The sequence below is a fragment of the Modestobacter sp. VKM Ac-2984 genome (genome assembly GCF_026967985.1).
Classification (GTDB): Bacteria; Actinomycetota; Actinomycetes; order Mycobacteriales; family Geodermatophilaceae; genus Modestobacter.
In genome coordinates this window covers 606,486-624,704 of the sequence record NZ_JAPVBJ010000002.1, presented here as the reverse complement: position 1 = coordinate 624,704, position 18,219 = coordinate 606,486, and the positions used below count along the sequence as shown (strand labels likewise).

The 18,219-nt window shown below is 74.3% G+C and carries 18 protein-coding genes; 7 read left to right on the top strand and 11 right to left on the bottom strand.

The window, feature by feature from the left end; genetic code table 11:
- Positions 1-31: 31 nt before the first annotated feature.
- Positions 32-1,054 carry a ribosome small subunit-dependent GTPase A gene (rsgA, locus tag O2W16_RS06885; RefSeq protein ID WP_269158068.1) on the bottom strand — a complete coding sequence of 341 codons (1,023 nt, stop codon included), beginning with the start codon at positions 1,052-1,054 and terminating at the stop codon, positions 32-34.
- Positions 1,055-1,149: 95 nt separating this feature from the next.
- On the opposite strand from rsgA, the gene O2W16_RS06880 reads away from it, so the two are divergent.
- Entirely contained in the window at positions 1,150-2,196 is a 1,047-nt protein-coding gene (locus O2W16_RS06880) for a glycerophosphodiester phosphodiesterase family protein (RefSeq protein WP_269158067.1), read from the top strand.
- 72 nt (positions 2,197-2,268) lie between these two features.
- A complete protein-coding gene (locus O2W16_RS06875) occupies positions 2,269-2,436 on the top strand; it encodes a hypothetical protein (RefSeq protein ID WP_269158066.1) in 168 nt (55 codons plus the stop codon).
- A gap of 266 nt (positions 2,437-2,702) precedes the next feature.
- Here O2W16_RS06875 and O2W16_RS06870 read toward each other — a convergent pair whose 3' ends face one another.
- Positions 2,703-3,989 carry an adenylosuccinate synthase gene (locus O2W16_RS06870; RefSeq protein WP_269158065.1) on the bottom strand — a complete coding sequence of 429 codons (1,287 nt, stop codon included), beginning with the start codon at positions 3,987-3,989 and terminating at the stop codon, positions 2,703-2,705.
- A 76-nt stretch (positions 3,990-4,065) separates the two neighbouring features.
- On the opposite strand from O2W16_RS06870, the gene O2W16_RS06865 reads away from it, so the two are divergent.
- From O2W16_RS06865 to O2W16_RS06855, 3 genes are all read left to right on the top strand, one after another.
- Entirely contained in the window at positions 4,066-4,683 is a 618-nt protein-coding gene (locus O2W16_RS06865) for a hypothetical protein (RefSeq protein ID WP_269158064.1), read from the top strand.
- A 97-nt stretch (positions 4,684-4,780) separates the two neighbouring features.
- The gene (locus O2W16_RS06860) at positions 4,781-5,881 is read left to right on the top strand and encodes an ABC transporter permease (protein WP_269158063.1); all 1,101 of its coding nucleotides are present in this window, start codon (positions 4,781-4,783) and stop codon (positions 5,879-5,881) included.
- Positions 5,878-6,699 carry an ATP-binding cassette domain-containing protein gene (locus O2W16_RS06855; protein WP_269158062.1) on the top strand — a complete coding sequence of 274 codons (822 nt, stop codon included), beginning with the start codon at positions 5,878-5,880 and terminating at the stop codon, positions 6,697-6,699. The genes O2W16_RS06860 and O2W16_RS06855 overlap by 4 nt, the downstream gene beginning before the upstream one ends.
- Before the next feature lie 559 nt (positions 6,700-7,258).
- On the opposite strand, the gene O2W16_RS06850 is transcribed toward O2W16_RS06855, so the two are convergent.
- The 7 genes from O2W16_RS06850 to O2W16_RS06820 all read right to left on the bottom strand — a co-directional run bounded on the left by O2W16_RS06850 (position 7,259) and on the right by O2W16_RS06820 (position 13,362).
- Positions 7,259-7,405, bottom strand: coding sequence for a GPGG-motif small membrane protein (locus tag O2W16_RS06850; RefSeq protein WP_269158061.1), 147 nt, complete (start codon positions 7,403-7,405; stop codon positions 7,259-7,261).
- 216 nt (positions 7,406-7,621) lie between these two features.
- Positions 7,622-8,029, bottom strand: a complete 408-nt coding sequence (locus tag O2W16_RS06845) for a DUF3151 domain-containing protein (protein ID WP_269158060.1) — start codon at positions 8,027-8,029, stop codon at positions 7,622-7,624.
- 3 nt (positions 8,030-8,032) lie between these two features.
- The gene (fbaA, locus tag O2W16_RS06840) at positions 8,033-9,067 is read right to left on the bottom strand and encodes a class II fructose-bisphosphate aldolase (RefSeq protein ID WP_269158059.1); all 1,035 of its coding nucleotides are present in this window, start codon (positions 9,065-9,067) and stop codon (positions 8,033-8,035) included.
- Between the two features lie 87 nt (positions 9,068-9,154).
- Positions 9,155-10,516 (bottom strand): FAD-dependent oxidoreductase, encoded by a 1,362-nt coding sequence (locus tag O2W16_RS06835; RefSeq protein ID WP_269158058.1) that lies wholly within the window; start codon positions 10,514-10,516, stop codon positions 9,155-9,157.
- Between the two features lie 28 nt (positions 10,517-10,544).
- Positions 10,545-11,981, bottom strand: coding sequence for an FAD-binding oxidoreductase (locus O2W16_RS06830; protein ID WP_269158057.1), 1,437 nt, complete (start codon positions 11,979-11,981; stop codon positions 10,545-10,547).
- 88 nt (positions 11,982-12,069) lie between these two features.
- Entirely contained in the window at positions 12,070-12,627 is a 558-nt protein-coding gene (gene pyrE / locus O2W16_RS06825; RefSeq protein ID WP_269158056.1) for an orotate phosphoribosyltransferase, read from the bottom strand.
- 48 nt (positions 12,628-12,675) lie between these two features.
- Positions 12,676-13,362 carry a fasciclin domain-containing protein gene (locus O2W16_RS06820; RefSeq protein WP_269158055.1) on the bottom strand — a complete coding sequence of 229 codons (687 nt, stop codon included), beginning with the start codon at positions 13,360-13,362 and terminating at the stop codon, positions 12,676-12,678.
- Between the two features lie 127 nt (positions 13,363-13,489).
- Between O2W16_RS06820 and O2W16_RS06815 the strand changes: the two genes are divergently transcribed.
- On the top strand, positions 13,490-13,963 hold the full coding sequence (locus O2W16_RS06815) for a hypothetical protein (RefSeq protein ID WP_269158054.1): 474 nt from the start codon (positions 13,490-13,492) through the stop codon (positions 13,961-13,963).
- Positions 13,964-13,969: 6 nt separating this feature from the next.
- Here O2W16_RS06815 and O2W16_RS06810 read toward each other — a convergent pair whose 3' ends face one another.
- Positions 13,970-14,611, bottom strand: coding sequence for a hypothetical protein (locus O2W16_RS06810; RefSeq protein ID WP_269158053.1), 642 nt, complete (start codon positions 14,609-14,611; stop codon positions 13,970-13,972).
- A gap of 181 nt (positions 14,612-14,792) precedes the next feature.
- On the opposite strand from O2W16_RS06810, the gene O2W16_RS06805 reads away from it, so the two are divergent.
- Positions 14,793-15,332: a DUF4190 domain-containing protein gene (locus tag O2W16_RS06805; RefSeq protein WP_269158052.1), complete on the top strand. Its 540-nt coding sequence runs from the start codon at positions 14,793-14,795 to the stop codon at positions 15,330-15,332.
- A gap of 40 nt (positions 15,333-15,372) precedes the next feature.
- On the opposite strand, the gene clpB is transcribed toward O2W16_RS06805, so the two are convergent.
- Complete coding sequence (gene clpB, locus O2W16_RS06800; RefSeq protein WP_269158051.1) at positions 15,373-18,045, bottom strand: ATP-dependent chaperone ClpB; 2,673 nt, start codon at positions 18,043-18,045, stop codon at positions 15,373-15,375.
- Between the last annotated feature and the right edge of the window lie 174 nt (positions 18,046-18,219).

The following is an 18,219-nucleotide window of genomic DNA, read 5'->3' as shown; positions in this document are numbered from 1 at the left end:
CCGGGGCAGAACCGGCCGTTCCCGCCCGCGGTCAGCGGCCGGTGCGGGCGCGCCGCTGCCGGTGCACCGCCCGCAGCCGGGCCGACTCGGCCGCGCGGGCCCGGGCGTCGGCGCGCAGCTCCTGCCGGTGCGCCTCGGCCTGGAGCTTGCGCCAGCCGAGGAACCGCGCCGGGTCCAGCTCGCCGCGGTCGATCGCCGCCGCCACCGCGCAGCCTGGCTCGGTGCGGTGCGCACAGTCGCGGAAGCGGCACCCGGTCGCCCAGTCGGCCACGTCGGCGTAGGTCGCCGCCAGCCCGTCGCCGTCGGCCAGCGCCAGCTCGCGCATCCCGGGGGTGTCGATCAGCAGGCCGCCGCCGGGGAGCAGGTGCAGCTCCCGTGCCGTGGTCGTGTGCCGCCCGCGCCCGTCGCCGCGGATCCCGGCGACCGCCGTCACCGACCGGCCGGCCAGGGCGTTGACCAGGCTGGACTTGCCCACGCCGGAGGGTCCGACCATCGCCGCGGTGCACCCGGCCGGGACCAGGTCCCGCACGGCGACGAGCCCGCTGCCGGTGACCGCGCTGACCGGCAGCACGTCGACGCCGACGGCGTCCTCGGCCACCTCGGCGACCGCCGCCGGGACGTCCGGGCACAGGTCTGCCTTGGTGAGGACGACGATCGGCGTCGCCCCGCTGGCCCAGGCCACGGCGAGGTACCGCTCGATCCGCCGCAGCCGCGCCGCCGCCCCCAGGGCGTCGACCACGAACACGACGTCCACGTTCGCCGCGACCACCTGGGGGGCCGAGCCGCGGCCGGCGGCCGTGCGCACGAAGGCGGTGCGCCGCGGCAGCAGCCGCACCGCCTGCTCGCCGCGCAGCGTGACCCAGTCCCCGACCGCAGGGGCCGTCTCGGCGTGCAGCCCGCCGGCACAGCTCACCCGGCGCTCGCCCCCGGCGGTGAGCACGGTGAGCAGGCCCCGGTCGACCCGGGCCACCCGCGCCACCTCGCCGTCGTCGTGGGCCGCGTGCAGCGGCACGTCCTGGTGTCGGCCGGCTGAGAGATCACTCACAGGGGTCATGCTTCTCTCCAGGTGAGCGGCCTGTCCCCCGATTTGTCCCCATGAAGTCGGCGCGCGTTCAGACCCCGGACAGGGAACTGGGTTTCCCTGGAGCCATGCAGGAGACCGGCCTGAAGGCCGTTCACTCGCCCCGCCGAGAGCGCTCACCGCGCATCATCGGGCACCGAGGTGCACCCAGCTACCGGCCCGAGCACACCGTGGCCAGCTACGAGCTGGCCATCGACCTCGGCGCCGACCTGATCGAGCCCGACGTCGTGGTGACCCGCGACGGCCAGCTCGTGGCCCGCCACGAGAACGAGCTGTCCCGGTCGACCGACGTGGCCCGGCACCCCGAGTTCGCCGACCGCCGCCGCACCCAGGAGGTGGACGGCGAGGAGCTCACCGGCTGGTTCAGCGAGGACTTCACCCTCGCCGAGCTGCGCACCCTGCGCGCCGTCGAGCGGCTGCCCGGGATGCGGCCGATGAACACCGCCTACGACGGCCGGTTCGGCATCCTCACCCTGGCCGAGGTGGTCGAGGTGGCCCGCCGCCGCTCCACCTCCGGCCACCAGGTGCGGGTGCAGGCGGAGCTGAAGTGCCCGTCCTGGTTCGCCGCGCAGGGGCTGCCGATGACCGAGCTGGTCGCCGCGGAACTGCGCCGGCTGGACGCCGCCCGGGTCGACGGCTCCGTCGTCGTCATGGCGTTCGAGCAGCAGGCGCTGCGCGAGCTGCGGGCCGACCTCGGCAGCAACGGCCCCCGGCTGGTGCAGCTGATCGAGGAGGAGGGCATGCAGGACGCCCTGGTCACCCCGTCGGGCCTGCGCGAGGTGTCCACCTACGCCGACGGGATCGCCCCGCACAAGGGCCGGATCCTGCTGCACGGCGCCGACGGCGGCCTGGTCGGCGTCTCCGACCTGGTCACCCAGGCACACCGCGCGGGGCTCACCGTCGAGCCGTGGACGCTGCGGCCGGAGAACGTCTTCCTCCCCAGCCACCTGCGCCGCGGGGGCGACCCCCTCGGGCTGGGGGATGCCCAGACCGAGGCCCGGCTGCTCTTCGCCCTCGGGGTCGACAGCGTGATCACCGACGCCCCGGAGACCGCCCACCGGGCCCGGGCGGAGCTCTCCGCCGCCGCCATGGCCCCGGTGCGCCCCCGGGTCTGACCGGCCGGGTCAGGCCCGCCGGGCCCGACCCGGTCGATGGCGGCGGCGATCATGCGCTGGTTGACTCGCGGCATGACGTCGATCCCGGAGCCCGACTCCCCCCTCGACCCGGACCAGCCCGTGCCGGACGACGCCGGCGAGCTCCTGCCGGACACCCCGGAGACACTGCCGCCCGCCCCGATCGAGTCGACGCCCGACGACCCCGGCGGCGACCCCGGCAGCGTCCCCGAACCCGCCTGAGACCAGGCAGCGTCCCCTGACCTGCCTGAGACCAGCCACGCAACGAGCCAGCCACGCAACGAGCCAGGTCGAGCGAGCCGACGACGCAATCCGGGAACGGCTCGGGTGAGCCGACGCCGGAACGGGCAACGGCGTCGCCGCGAGGCGACTGTGGGATGAGGTCGCGGGGGCCGGAGGCTCCCCGACCTCATCCCACGAAACGGCTCAACGTCCGCCGGGCACCCCTCCTGGCCGCGGTGCGGCCCGGAGGGGCGCCATCAGCTCAGTCAGATCAGATCGTGCAGGACCACGTTCTCGTCCCGCCCGGGGCCCACGCCGATGACGCTGACCCGGGCACCGGAGAGCTCCTCGAGCCGGCGCACGTAGGCCTGCGCGTTGGCCGGCAGGTCCTCGAAGCGGCGGCAGGCGGTGATGTCCTCGAACCAGCCGGGCATCTCCTCGTAGATCGGCTTCGCGTGGTGGAAGTCGGTCTGCGTCATCGGCATCTCGTCGTGCCGCACGCCGTCGACGTCGTAGGCGACGCAGATCGGCACCGTCTCCAGCCCGGAGAGGACGTCGAGCTTGGTGAGGAAGTAGTCGGTGATGCCGTTGACCCGGCTGGCGTAGCGGGCGACGACGGCATCGAACCAGCCGCAGCGCCGGTCGCGGCCGGTGGTCACGCCGACCTCGCCGCCGTGCTTGCGGAGGTACTCGCCCCACTGGTCGTGCAGCTCGGTCGGGAAGGGGCCGGAGCCGACCCGGGTCGTGTAGGCCTTCAGGATGCCGACGACCCGCTCGATCCGGGTGGGGCCGACGCCGGCGCCGACGGCCGCACCGCCGGCGGTCGGGTTGGACGACGTCACGAACGGATAGGTGCCGTGGTCGACGTCGAGCAGGGTGCCCTGCGAGCCCTCCAGCAGCACCCACTCCCCGGCGTCCAGCGCCTTGCCCAGCAGCAGCCGGGTGTCGACGATCCGGTGCTTCAGCTGCTCGGCGTACGCGGCGTACTCCTCGACCACCTCGTCGACGTCGATGGCCTTGCGGTTGTAGACCTTGACCAGGATCTGGTTCTTCTCCTGCAGCGTGCCCTCGAGCTTCTGCCGGAGGATCGACAGGTCGAGCAGGTCCTGCACCCGGATGCCGTTGCGGGCGACCTTGTCGCCGTAGGCCGGGCCGATGCCGCGACCGGTGGTGCCGATCTTGCGCTGGCCGAGGAAGCGCTCGGTGACCCGGTCCAGGGCGCGGTGGTGCGGCATGATCAGGTGCGCGTCGGAGGAGATCACCAGGCGCGAGGTGTCCACCCCGCGCTCCTCCAGGCCGGCGAGCTCGCCGATGAGCACCTCGGGGTCGATGACCACGCCGTTGCCGATGACCGGCGTGCAGCCCGGGGTGAGGATCCCGCTGGGGATCAGGTGCAGCGCGTACTTCTCGCCGTCGGGCGTGATCACGGTGTGCCCGGCGTTGTTGCCGCCCTGGTAGCGGACGACGTACGGGACGCGGCCGCCCAGCAGGTCGGTCGCCTTGCCCTTGCCCTCGTCGCCCCACTGGGCGCCGATCAGCACGACTGCCGGCATCGGGGGGTTCTCCTCGTTCGTCGCGTCTGCCCAAGACACCGGCGGTTCCCGGCTGGCCAGGTGGCAGGGTATCGGCATGCCCGCGACTCAGCTCGACCTGCGCGGCCTGGCGGCGGTCCAACCGCCGTCGCGCCGGCACGTCGCCTCGGTGGTGGACGGCGCCGATGCGGTGCACGTGCTGGGCCCGGTGCCTGCGCTCTCCGCCGTGCTGACCCGGTTGTGGAAGACCGAGCGGCTGCCCGCGGTGCCGGTGAGCTGGCAGCCCGCCGACGACCCGGCGTCCACCGGTCTGGCCCGTTCGCTGGGCGTCGGCACCGGGGTCGAGCGCGAGCTGCCGCTGGTCCGCGACGACCACGGCGGGGTGCTGCTGCACACCGGCCTGGTGACCGCGCACGGTGCGCCCCGCCGGGCGCTGGCCCGCCGGTTCGGCGCCCGCGCGTACTGCGACGAGCACCAGGTCGCCGACGGTTCGATCACCCGGATCGACGTGCGACCGGACTGGACGGCGGTGGACCGGATCAGCGTGGCGGTGGTGACCCTGCCGCTGCGCCCGGTGCGCCGAGCGCACGGTCGGGCCCTGCAGATGGCGTCGGACCCGGCTCAGGTCAGCCGGGACGGCGTGCCCTTCGACCGCCAGGTCACCAAGTGGACCTGGTACGCCGACGACCGGGTGCGCTGGCGCCTGCGCCCCTGACGGGCACTGGCGCCTGCACCCTGACGGGCGACGGTCCGGCCGCCGGCGATCGTGGACACTGGGGTCTCCGCCCCGCTCGAGGAGGTCTCGCGTCGCCGTGCCACCCCTCCACCCCTTCTCGGCCGCGCCGCCGTCGACCAGCGAGCGACTGCCCGGCTTCGGCCCGGTGACGCCCGCCGCTCCCCGCTCGGCCGGTCGCCGGGTGCTGGACCGGCTGCTCGCCCGCCCCGGCGTGGGCGCGCTGTTCGGGGTGCTGGTGCTCGCCGTCTTCTTCGGGCTGCAGGCACCGGAGCTGATCAGCTCCGGTGGCCTGGCCACCGTGCTGGACATCGCGGCCCCGCTGGGGATCGGCGGCGTCGCGGTCGCGCTGCTGCTGGTCGCCGGCCAGTTCGACCTGTCGATCGGGGTCGTCGCGGTGGGCAGCAGCCTGGTCACCGCCCTGCTCGTGACCCAGCTGGGCCTCGGCATCTGGCCGGCCCTGCTGGTGTCCCTGCTCGCCGCCCTGCTGGTCGGGGCGGCCAACGGGCTGCTCGTGGTGACCACCGGGTTGCCCAGCTTCCTGGTGACGCTGGCGACCTTCCTCGTGCTGCAGGGCGCCTCGCTCGCCGGGGCAGCCGCGATCGCGGGCTCCTCGCGGGTCACCGGCCTGGCGGACGCGCCGGGCTGGGAGTCGGCGCTGGCGGTGTTCGGGTCCACCGCGCAGCTGGGTGACGGACGGTTCCGCATCTCGCTGCTGTGGTGGGTGCTGGCCACCCTGCTGACCACCTGGCTGCTGTGGCGCACCCGCTTCGGCAACGCCGTCTTCGCCAGCGGCGGCGCCAGCCGGGCGGCCCAGGAGCTCGGCGTCCCGGTGGCGCGCACGACGGTCCTGCTGTTCCTCGGCACCGCCGCTGCCGGCTGGCTGATCGGCACGCTGGCCCTGGTCCGGCTCGGTGGCGTCCAGGTGGACCCGGCGCTGGGCGACGAGATCGAGTTCATCGTGGTGGCGGTGATCGGCGGCTGCCTGCTCACCGGCGGGTACGGCTCGACCGTGGGCGCGGCGCTGGGGGCGCTGCTCTACGCCGTGGCCAGGGAGGGCCTCTCGCTGGCCGACTGGGACCCGCGCTGGTTCCAGGCCTTCCTCGGCCTGTTGCTGCTGGTCGCGCTGCTGGTCAACGGCGTGGTCCGCCGCCGGCTGCGCACGGTGCCCCGCTCGTGAGCACGGCTGCCCACCTGTCCCCGCACGGTTCCCCGCCGCCGGTGCTGGAGCTGCGGGGGGTGACGGTGCGCTTCGGCAGCGTGCCGGCGCTGTCCCGGGTGTCGCTGGCCCTGCGGGCCGGGGAGGTGGTCTGCGTGCTCGGGGAGAACGGCTCGGGCAAGTCGACGCTGGTCGCCGTCCTCTCCGGCCTGCAGCAGCCGGCCGAGGGCGAGCTGCTGGTCGACGGCCGGCCGGAGCGCTTCCGGTCCCCGCAGCGGGCCCGTGCCTGCGGGATCGCCACGGTGTGGCAGGACCTGGCGATCGCGCCGCTGATGTCGGTCTGGCGGAACTTCTTCCTGGGCGCCGAACCGACCCGCGGGGTGTGGCCGTTCCGGCGGCTGGACGTCGGACGGGCCGAGGAGATCACCACCCGGGCGATGGCCCGGGTGGGCGTGCCGGGGCTCGACCCCGGCCAGGCCGCGAGCGCGCTGCAAGCCGGGGAGCGGCAGAGCCTGGCGATCGCCCGCGCCCTGCACTTCGGCGCCCGGGCCCTGGTCATCGACGAGCCGACCGCGCCGATGACGGTGGCCCAGCGGGCACTGGTGCTGCAGTCGGTGGTGGCCGCCCGCGACGCGGGGCTCGCCGTGCTGTTCGTGACGCACAGCCCGCAGCACGCCCACCTGGTCGGCGACCGCTTCCTGCTGCTCGGCGGGGGCCGGGTGGCCGGTGACCTGACCCGGGAGGACGTCGACGTGCACGACCTCACCCGGCTGGTCGCCGGCGGGGACGAGCTCTCCCGGCTGACCGACTCGCTGCGGGCTGCCGAGCACGACCGCTGAGCGGACGGGGGCGGGGCGGGCCGGCTACACGGTGATCCGGTACTGGGCGATCTTGCGGCAGAGCGTGGCCCGGGACAGGCCCAGCTCGGTGGCGGGTGCACCACCGTCGTCCCCGGACGGCTCAGGCAGCGCACGATCTCGTCCCGCTCGAGCTGCTCCAGCCGGCTCAGCGTCCGGCTGCCGTCGGACAGCACCCCCGGCGGCAGGTGGGCCACGTCGACCAGGTCGGTGCGGGCGGCTCGACGAAGGAGGGCCTGGCCATGACCCGGCGGGCCGGGGACCACCTGGTGGTCGGGTACGGGGAGAACGTCGACGTCCCGACGATCGACCTGGTCTCCGCGGAGATCAACGTGCTGGGCAACCTGGTCGGCTCCTACGACGACCTGGTCGACCTGATGGCGCTGGCGGGGCAGCGGAAGGTCACGCTGCACACCGCGAAGTACGCGCTGGAGGACTTCCGATCGACGACCTCGACGCCGGCCGGGTCCGCGGTCCCGCCATCCTCGTGCCGCGAGACCCCCGGTGGGGCCGAGAGACCTCTGGGCCCCACCGGGGCAGCTCAGGCGAAGATGCTGACGCCTCCCGGGCCGACCAACAGCCCCAGGACGATCAACACGATCCCCCAGACGATCTGCTTGCGGACGATCGCGACGACCCCCGCGACCACCAGCACCACAGCGAGGATCCAGAGCAGGGTGGCGATCATCGTTCCTGCCTCTCCTGTCGAGGCGGCACCCCGTGGCGCCGACTGGATCTTGACGCTAACGAGACCGCCGAGTCTCGGCATCAGGACGATCGTGATCCGTATCTCGTCCGGGACGCCCGGCCCCGGGCCGCCGACTGAGCAGTTGCGGTCGCCGACTCGCGCGGACACGCCGCGGGGGACGACCGGAACTGCTCAGTCAGCAGCGGGGTGCTGGGGTCAGGGCGCCAGCGTGGGGTCGCAGTCGCGCAGCAGCTGGGTGCAGCGCTCCTGCTCGTCGACCTCGCCGATCCGCCCGGCCGCCGTGGCCAGCACGGTGACGCAGCGCAGGAAGCCGCGGTTCGGCTCGTGCGACCACGGCACGGGGCCGTAGCCCTTCCAGCCGTTGCGGCGCAGCGCGTCCAGCCCGCGGTGGTACCCGGTCCGGGCGTAGGCGTAGGCCTCGACGGTCCGGCCGGCGTCCAGTGCGGTCTCGGCCAGGGTGGCCCAGGCGGCGCTGGAGGTGGGGTTCCCGGCGGCGACCTCGGCCGGGTCGGCGCCGGCGGCCAGCGCGTCGTCGGCCTCCGGGATGCCCGGCAGCAGGGTGGGCGCCGGCTCGCCCAGCAGGTTGCGGTGTGCGTGGGTCATGGCTCAGGCCGCCTGCGACTGGCCGGCGGAGAGCAGGTGCTCGCAGGCCTCCACGATCCGGTCGGCCATGCTCACCTCGGCCAGCTTCATGTAGGTGCGCGGGTCGTAGGTCTTCTTGACCCCGACCTCGCCGTCGACCTTGAGGACGCCGTCGTAGTTGCTGAACATGTGGCCGGCGATCGCGCGGGTCAGCGCGTACTGGGTGTCGGTGTCGACGTTCATCTTCACCACGCCGTACGACAGGGCCTCGCGGATCTCCTCGAGCGCAGAACCCGAACCGCCGTGGAACACCAGGTTGAACGGCTTGGCGCCCTCGCCGAGGCCGAACTGCTCCGCGACGACCGCCTGGCCACGCTCGAGCACGTCGGGGCGGAGCTTCACGTTGCCCGGCTTGTAGACCCCGTGCACGTTCCCGAAGGTGGCGGCCAGCAGGTAGACGCCCTTCTCCCCGAGCCCCAGGGCCTCGGCGGTGCGGACGAAGTCACCGTCGGCGGTGTAGAGCTTCTCGTTGATCTCGTGGGCGACGCCGTCCTCCTCGCCGCCGACGACGCCGATCTCCACCTCGAGCACGATCTTGGCCGCCGCGCACTTCTCGATGAGCTCCTGGGCGATCTGCAGGTTCTCGGTGAGCTCGATGGCCGAGCCGTCCCACATGTGCGACTGGAACAGCGGCTCCTGGCCGGCGTCGACCCGGTCCTTCGAGATCGCGATCAGCGGGCGGACGTAGCTGTCCAGCTTGTCCGCGGGGCAGTGGTCGGTGTGCAGGGCGACGTTGACCGGGTACTTCTCGGCGACCACGTGGGCGAACTCGGCCAGCGCCACCGCACCGGTCACCATGTCCTTGACCCGGGTGCCCGAGCCGAACTCGGCGCCCCCGGTGGAGAACTGGATGATCCCGTCACTGCCGGCGTCGGCGAAGCCGCGCAGCGCGGCGTTGATCGTCTCGGACGAGGTGCAGTTGATCGCCGGGTAGGCGAACCCCCCCTCCTTCGCCCGGGTGATCATGTCGGCGTAGACCTCGGGGGTCGCGATGGGCATGCGGTGCTCTCCTGACGTCGGGACCGGCGGCTCTGCTCGCGGTCAGTATCGCGCCGGGTGGTCGCCGGTGGGGCGCCCGGCCCCCGGTCAGCCCTGCTCGATGCGGCTGACGGCGCGGGCGGCGACCACCACCGGGTCGTAGGTGGGCGAGAACGGCGGGGCGTAGGAGAGGTCGCTGCCGGCGAGCTCCTCGGCGGTCATCCCCGCCCAGATCGCCGTGGCCAGCACGTCGATCCGCTTGGCCGACCCCGGCCCGCCGACCACCTGCGCACCCAGCAGCTGCCCGGAGCCGGCCTCGGTGACCAGCTTGACCGCGATCTCCTCCGCGCCCGGGAAGTACCCGGCCCGGGTGGTCGCCTCGATGACGTCGGTGCGGTACGCGAACCCGGCCTCCTCGGCCTGGGTGGTGCACAGCCCGGTCCGGCCGATCTCCAGCTCCCCCACCTTGGTCACCGCCGTGCCCAGCACCCCGGCGAAGCGGGCCGGTCGGCCACCGATCACCGAGCCGGCGACCCGGCCCTGCTTGTTGGCGTGCGTGCCCAGCGCCACGTGCGCGACCTCGCCGGTGACCCGGTGGAACGTCTGCGCGCAGTCGCCGGCGGCGAAGACCTCCGGGTGGTCCCGGCAGCGCTGGCTGCGGTCGACGGCGACCGCACCGGTCGGCCCGATCGCCAGCCCGGCCTCAGCGGCCAGCCGCGCCTCGGGCCCCATGCCCAGCCCGAGGACGACCAGGTCGGCCTCGTAGCTCCCGACGTCGGTGCGCACCCCGCAGGCCCGGCCGTCCGCGTCCAGGAGCACCTCGCGCACCGCCTGGTCGGTGTGCACGGTCATGCCCATCGCCTCCATGCCGTCGCAGACACGCTGGGCCATGTCGGCGTCGAGCAGCTGCATCGGCAGCGGGTCGGCGAGGACGACGGTGACCTCCAGCCCCCGGCACTGCAGGGCCTCGGCCATCTCCAACCCGATGTAGCCGCCCCCGAGGACCAGCCCGCGACGTGGCCGATCGGTGGGCAGCCGGTCGATCGCCGCCCGGACGGCCGCGCCGTCGTCCAGCCGGTGCACGCCGAACACCCCGGGGGCGTCCAGGTGGGGGATCGGGGGCCGGGTGGGCCGCCCGCCGGTGGCCACGACCAGCCGGTCGTAGCCGAACCGGGCGCCCCCGCGGGCGTGCACCACCCCGGCGTCCAGGTCGATCGCCTCGACCCGCGTGCCGGTGTGCACGGTGATGTCGCTGGCGGCGAACTGGGCCGGTGTCCGGGCGATCAGGTCGTCCCGGTCGCCCACCTGCCCGGCGACCCAGTAGGGGATGCCGCAGGCGGAGTAGGAGACGACGTCGCTCTGCTCCAGGACGACGATCTCCAGTTCGGCCGCCGTGCGCAGGCGCCGGGCCTGGGCGGCCGCCGACATCCCGGCCGCGTCGCCGCCGACCACCACCAGTCGCTCGGTCATGCCCTGGAGCCTCCCACCGCCGGGCGCCTCAGGCGCCGATGAGGCCCGAGACGGCGGCCAGGTCGCCGCCGGCGGCCCGGCGGAACATCTTCCCGGGGTTGAGCAGCCCCGCCGGGTCGAGCGCGTGCTTGATCGCCTGGTGGACGGAGAGGGACACCGGCCCGATCTCGCGCTCCAGCCAGTCGGCCTTGATCGTGCCGACGCCGTGCTCGCCGGTGATGGTGCCGCCGAGGGACAGCCCGAGCTCCAGGATGGCGTCGAAGGCGGCGTAGGCCCGGGTGCACTGGTCGGGGTCGGCGCCGTCGAAGACGACGGTCGGGTGCATGTTCCCGTCGCCGGCGTGTCCGACGACCCCGATCACCAGCCCGGCGGTGGCGGCGATGGCGTCGCAGCCGTCGATGAAGGTGGCCACCCGGGACCGCGGGACGGCGACGTCGTCGAGCAGCAGGCTGCTGCCCAGCCGCTCCAGCGCCGGCAGCGCCATCCGCCGGGCGGTCATCAGCAGGTCGCCCTCGGCCGGGTCGTCCGTGGAGTGCACGAAGTCGGCACCGGCCTCCTCGCACAGCCGGGTCAGCGCGGCGATCTCGGCGAGGGCCACGTCGCCGCCGCTGTCGGACTGGGCCAGCAGCAGCGCCGCCGCATCGCGGTCCAGGTCGGCCTTCATCAGGTCGTCGACCGCGCGGATGCAGGTGCGGTCCATCACCTCGAGCATGCTCGGCACCAGGCCGCTGGTGACCACCCGCTCGACCACCTGGCCGGTCTGCGCGCTGGTGCCGAAGCTGGCGACCAGGGTGACCGGCGGCTGCGGGGCGGGGCGCAGCGCCAGCGTCGCCTCGGTGATCACGCCCAGGGTGCCCTCGGAACCGACGAACAGCCGGGCCAGGTCGTAGCCGGCGACGCCCTTCACCGTGCGCCGTCCGGTGCGCAGCACCCGGCCGTCGGCGAGCACGACCTCCAGGCCGAGCACGTAGTCGGTGGTGACCCCGTACTTGACGCAGCACAGCCCGCCGGAGTTCATCGCCAGGTTGCCGCCGAGGGTGCACCAGTCGTAGCTGGCCGGGTCCGGCGGGTAGAACAGCCCGTGCTGCCGGACGGCGTCGCGCAGCGTCTTGTTCACCACGCCGGCCTGGACGACGGCGAGCCGGTCGGCCGGCGCGACCTCCAGGACGGCGTCCATCCGGGTCAGCGCCAGGGTGATGCACCCGTCGACCGCGTTGGCCGCACCGACCAGCCCGGAGCCGGCACCCCGCGGCACCACGGGGACCCCGTGCCGGCTGGCGAGCCGCAGCACAGCCGACACCTCCTCGGTGCTGCGCGGCAGCGCCACCGCAGCCGGGAGACCGGCCTCGGCGAGCATCGCCTGGTCGCGCGCGTAGGCGGCGGTGACGTCGGGGTCGATGAGCACGCTGTCCGGGCCCAGGGCGTCCTGGAGCTCGCGGACCCACGTCGTCGTGAGGGCGGTCACTCCGTCACCGTACGTCGCCACCGCCCCCGTCGGCCCCCGTCAGGGTCCCGTCCTGAGGGTGCGGAGGGTGGCGGGAGGGGGCCCTCCGTCAGGAGAGGCCGAGGTCGGCGAGCTCGAACGCCGCGCGGTACTCCAGGCCGGCCGCCTCGACGGCCGCGCGGGCGCCGCGGTCGACGATGACGGCCACGCCCAGCACCTCGGCGCCGGCCTCCTGCAGCGCCTCGACGGCGGTGAGCGGGCTGCCGCCGGTGGTGGAGACGTCCTCGACCACCAGCACGGTGCGGCCGGCGACGTCGGGCCCCTCGATCCGCCGCTGCATCCCGTGCGTCTTGGTCGCCTTGCGCACCACGCAGGCGTCCAGGAACCCCTCGCCGGCCGAGGCGGCGTGCAGCATCGCGGTGGCGACCGGGTCGGCGCCCAGGGTCAGCCCACCGACCACGTCGTAGCGCAGGTCGCCGGTGAGCTGGCGCATCACCCGGCCCACCAGCGGGGCGGCCTCGTGGTGCAGCGTCACCCGGCGCAGGTCGATGTACCAGTCGGCCTCCTGGCCGGAGGAGAGCGTCACCTTCCCGTGCACGACGGCGAGGTCGACGATGAGCTCGAGCAGCCGGTCACGGTCGGGGTGCGCCGGAGCGGGGGCGTTCATGGCGGGAACCCTACTGAGGCCGGCGGACGGGGACGCCGTCCGCACAGGTCAGCCGGCCGGGGCGAGCACCTGGTCGATGACGTAGACGGTGGCGTTCGCCGTCGGGACGTCGCCGCAGACCACGGTCGCCGGGGCGGCGCCGGCGAGGGTGCCCTCCGCGGCGATGGTCGGCGCCTCGGGGGGCCCGGCCACGGTGATCGGGTCGCCGTTGAGCGTGACGTGCTCGCCGACGAGTTCGGCCGGCGCCAGCCGACCGGGCAGCACGTGGTGGGTCAGCAGTGAGGTCAGCCGCGGGCCGTCCCCGAGCAGCGCGGGCAGTGCATCGGGGCCCAGCGCGTCGAAGGCGGCGTTGGTCGGCGCCAGCACCGTGACCTCCTCGCGGGCGTTGAGCACATCGACGAGGTTGGCCGCGCCCACGGCCGCGGTGAGCGTGCTCAGCTGCGGGTTGGCGCCCACCGCCGCGCTCACCGGCTGGGCTGTCAGGTCCACCGGCGCCCCGTCGGCCGCGGCGGGGAAGACCAGGTCGCACCCGGGTCCGATCGGTCCGGTGGGCGCCGCGACCGCCTCCGTCGTCGGTGCCGCGCTGGTCTCGGTGGCCGTGGCGCTGGGGGTGGCGCGGGCGGTCGGTTCGTCGTCGGACCCGCTGCAGCCGGCGATCCCGGCCAGGAGGACGGGGACGGCGAGGAGCCCGCCGATGCGGGACGGGACGGCGGCTCGGGTCTGCCGGGGGGCCATCACTGCGGCTGTCCTCCTGGTGTCGGTCACCGGCCGCCCACGGTGGTGTGGTGTGTCGGCCGCCGCCAGCATCGCATCCGGCGCGGCAGCCGACCGGGGTCCCGCCCCGGCGTGCCACCCTGACGCGGTGAGCAGCAGCCGCACGCCCCCCGGCCCGCCCCGCCCGGAGACCCCCGTGTCGGTCAAGGTCTCGATCGGCGTGCTCGCCGCCCTGGCCCTGTTGCTCCTGCTGAACGCGCTGCTCACCTTCGCCGTCCGGGACACCGTGGTCGACACCCTCGCCGAGGCGCAGCCGGGTTCGCCGCGCTCCGACGCCGAGCGGGCCGTGCTGCTGAACCTGACCCAGGCCGTGGTGTTCGGGCTGCTGGCCGCCGTCTCCGCGGTGTTCCTCGCCCGCGGGCGGGCGTGGGCGCGGTGGACCGGCATGGCCGTCAGCGTGCCGCTGGGGCTGCTGACCCTCGGCGCGACCTTCCTGACCGGTGGCGTGGCGGCCTCGTCGCTGCTGGTGCTGGTGCTCTGTGCGGCCGCCGGGACCAGCCTGCTGGCCCGGACGACGACTGCGTGGGCCTCGTCCGGCCCACGCAGCCGCAGCCGCAGCTGACCGGTCTCAGAACTGGTTGCGCCGCCGGGTCTCCGCCCGGTACCACTCGCTGGAGGGCTTGAGCGCCAGCAGCACGATCCCGGCGATGGTGAGCAGCAGACCCAGCACGCCGAGGAACCCGAGGGCCGACGCGCCCAGCAGGCTGAACAGCACACTCAGGCCGCCCAGCACCCACAGGACGATGCGCGCCCAGTTGTGGCCCTTCCAGGCGAAGAACAGCACCAGCAGGTAGGCCGCCGTCAGGATGAGGCCGATGACCGCACCGATGGTGAGCGCCGCCGACGCCTCGTCGCGGGTGAGCGCCTGGTCGACGACCAGGTCGTCGATCTGCGAGTCGAGGCTGGTGAAGGTGATGATCGAGGCGATCAGCCCGAGGAGCGTGTTCGCCAGGAACGCACCGATCCCGGCCTTGACCGTGGTCGGTCGCTCCGTCGGGGCAGCAGGGGCGCCGCCGTACTGGGCGCCGGGTGCGGCGGGGTAGGCGGGCGGCCCGGGCTGCTCCGGCCCGCCCTGCCCCCACGGGGACTGCGCGCCGTACTGCGGCCCGCCCTGCCCGTACTGGGGGTCCTGCCCGTACTGGGGCGGCCCGCCCTGCGGCGACTGCTGCCCGTGCCCGCCGTGCTGTGGGTCCTGCGGTCCTGACGTCATGACGGCTCCTCGGGTGACCTCGGCGGATGGACCTCGAAGATCATCGCGCATCCGCACCTCGCCGTCACCGGATCCGACCCGGTGAGACCCTGCCGTCACCCGCCCGGGGCACGCCCCTCCGGGGACCGAGGGCGGGTGGCTGCGGGTGCCGCCTCCTGACCGACGCCATACGCTCCGGGGGGTGACGACGCCCCCAGCACCGCCGCCCGACCCCTCCCGTCCCGGCGACGACCGCCCGGGGCAGGGGGGCGCCCACGGCTACGGCCAGCCCGGACCACCTGCCTACGGTGAGCCCGCTGCCTACGGGCAGGCGGCCGCGTACGGGCAGCCGATCCAGTACGGCCAGCCGGACCCCTACGGGCAGCAGCCGGGCGGTTACGGCGCACCCCAGAAGTCCAACGGACTCGGGATCGCCTCCCTGGTCCTGGGCCTCCTGTCCCTGCCGGGGGCCTTCTTCCTCGGCGTCCCCGGCGTCGTGCTGGGGTCACTGGCGATCATCCTGGGCATCGTCGCGCTGCGCCGGGTCAAGGCCCGGCGGGCCGACAACCGCGGCATGCCGATCGCCGGGATCGTGACCGGGGCCATCGGCCTGGTGCTCGGGGCGATCATCCTGGCCGCGACGGTCTTCTTCGTGACCACCGCCGAGAGCTGCACCGACGAGTTCAGCCAGACCGGTGACCAGGTCGCCTTCGAGGAGTGCCTCCAGGACGCCACCGGCTGACCCGACCGTGCCCGCCGTCGTCGACGGCGGGCACGGCGCCTCACTCGCCGGAGCCCGGACCGAGCGCCCGCGGAGCCGGCGCCGTCGTCGGACCGGCTTCGGCGGTCGGCTCCCCAGGCACCGACCCGCGGGTGACGGTGAGCCCGGCGTCGCCGTCGGCCACGTCCGCCGCCCAGTCGACGACGACGTCGTCACCGTCGCGGACCTCCCCGGCGAGCAGGGCCCGGGCGAGCTGGTCACCGATCGCCGACTGCACCAGCCGGCGCAGCGGCCGGGCCCCGTAGACCGGGTCGAAGCCGTTCAACGCCAGCCACTCCCGGGCGGCGTCGGTCACCCGCAGGGAGAGCCGGCGGGCGGCCAGCCGGCGGGCGAGCACCTCGACCTGGATGTCGACGATCCCGACCAGCTCCTCGGAGCCGAGCGCGCGGAACGTGACCACGTCGTCCAGCCGGTTGAGGAACTCCGGCTTGAAGTGCGACCGCACCACGTCCTGCACGGCCTGCCGCTTCTGCGCATCGGGGATCGACTGGTCGGCGATCACCTGCGAGCCGAGGTTCGACGTCAGGACGAGCAGCGTGCTGCGGAAGTCGACCGTGCGGCCCTGCCCGTCGGTGAGCCGGCCGTCGTCGAGGACCTGCAGCAGCACGTCGAAGACGTCGGGGTGGGCCTTCTCCACCTCGTCGAGCAGCACCACCGTGTACGGGCGGCGCCGCACCGCCTCGGTGAGCTGACCGCCCGCCTCGTAGCCGACGTACCCGGGCGGGGAGCCGACCAGCCGGGCCACCGAGTGCTTCTCGGAGTACTCGCTCATGTCGATCCGGACCATCGCCCGCTCGTCGTCGAACAGGAACTCCGCCAGCGCCTTGGCCAGCTCCGTCTTGCCGACGCCGGTCGGCCCGAGGAACAGGAACGAACCGGTCGGCCGGTCCGGGTCGGCGACGCCGGACCGCGCCCGGCGGACGGCGTCGGAGACGGCCCGGACGGCTTCGGGCTGGCCGACGACCCGATGGGCGAGCTCCTCCTCCATCCGGAGCAGCTTCTGCGTCTCGCCCTCCAGCAGCCGGCCGGCCGGGATCCCGGTCCAGGCCTGCACGACCTCGGCGATGTCGTCGGCGCCGACCTCCTCCTTCAGCATCGAGTCGCTGGCCGCGACCGACGCCTCGGCCTCGGCCAGGGCCCGCTCCAGCGCGGGCATGCGGCCGTAGCGCAGCTCGGCGACCCGGGCCAGGTCGCCGTCCCGCTCGGCGCGCTCGGCCTCCAGCCGTACCCCCTCCAGCTCCTCCTTGGTGTGCTGGATCCGGTCGATCGCCGTCTTGTCCTGCTGCCAGCGCGCGGTCAGCTCGCCCAGCGCCTCCCGACGGTCGGCGAGCTCCGAGCGCAGCGTCTCCAGCCGCTGGAGGGACGCCGGGTCGTCCTCCTTGGCCAGCGCCATCTCCTCGATCTCCAGCCGGCGCACGACCCGCTCGACCTCGTCGACCTCGACCGGCCGGCTGTCGATCTCCATCCGGAGCCGGCTGGCGGCCTCGTCGACGAGGTCGATCGCCTTGTCGGGGAGGAAGCGGGCGGTGACGTAGCGGTCGGACAGGGTCGCGGCCGCCACGATGGCCCCGTCGGTGATCCGGACCCCGTGGTGCACCTCGTAGCGCTCCTTGAGGCCACGCAGGATCCCGATGGTGTCCTCGACCGACGGCTCCCCGACGTAGACCTGCTGGAACCTGCGCTCCAGCGCCGGGTCCTTCTCGATGTGCTCGCGGAACTCGTCGAGCGTGGTCGCGCCGACCATCCGCAGCTCACCACGGGCCAGCATCGGCTTGATCATGTTGCCGGCGTCCATCGCCGAGTCGCCGCTGGCGCCGGCGCCGACGATGGTGTGCAGCTCGTCGATGAAGGTGACGACCTGCCCCTCGGCCTCGGTGATCTCCTGGAGGACGGCCTTGAGCCGCTCCTCGAACTCACCCCGGTACTTGGCCCCGGCGACCATGGCGCTGAGGTCGAGCGCCATCAGCCGCTTGCCCTTGAGGCTCTCCGGCACGTCACCGGCGACGATCCGCTGCGCCAGGCCCTCGACGATCGCGGTCTTCCCGACGCCGGGCTCGCCGATCAGGACGGGGTTGTTCTTGGTGCGCCGGGAGAGCACCTGCACCACCCGGCGGATCTCCGTGTCGCGGCCGATGACCGGGTCCATCCGGCCCTCCCGGGCCCGGGCGGTCAGGTCCACGGCGTACTTCTCCAGCGCCTGGAACGTGTTCTCCGGGTCCGGGCTGGTGACCTTGCGGTTGCCCCGGACCGTGCGGAACGCCGCGACCAGGGCCTCCCGCGTGGCACCGGCACCGGTCAGGACGGCGCCGGCCTCGCCCTCGGTGGTGGCCAGGCCGACCAGCAGGTGCTCGGTGGAGACGTACTCGTCGCCGAGCGCACTGGCCTGCTCGCCGGCGGCGTTGATCGCCCGGAGCAGCTCCCGGGACGGCGCGGGGGCGGCCACGGTGGAGCCGCTGACGCTCGGCATCCGGCGCACCGCGGCGTCGGCCTTGGCCCGGACGTCGGCCGGGTCGGCGCCGGTGGCCTGCAGGAGCGGCCCGGCGATGCCGTCGGTCTGCTCGAGCAGGGCGACCAGCAGGTGCAGGGGCTCGAGGGCCGCCTGGCCCCGGTCGACCGCCAGCCGCTGAGCGGCGGCGAAGGCCTCCTGCGAACGGGTGGTGAGCTTGCTCTGCATGGCGGGTGGGTCTGTCCTCTCCTGCGGCACGGGACGGTCTCGTCGAGCTCAACGGAGCAGGACTTGAGTCTGTTCCGCTCAACCTGGCGGCGTCCAGGGCCGTCCGACGGACTCCCACGGCGTCCGACCCTGGCAGAAAACGCGACGACTTGGGACACACGGCTGCCTACAGCC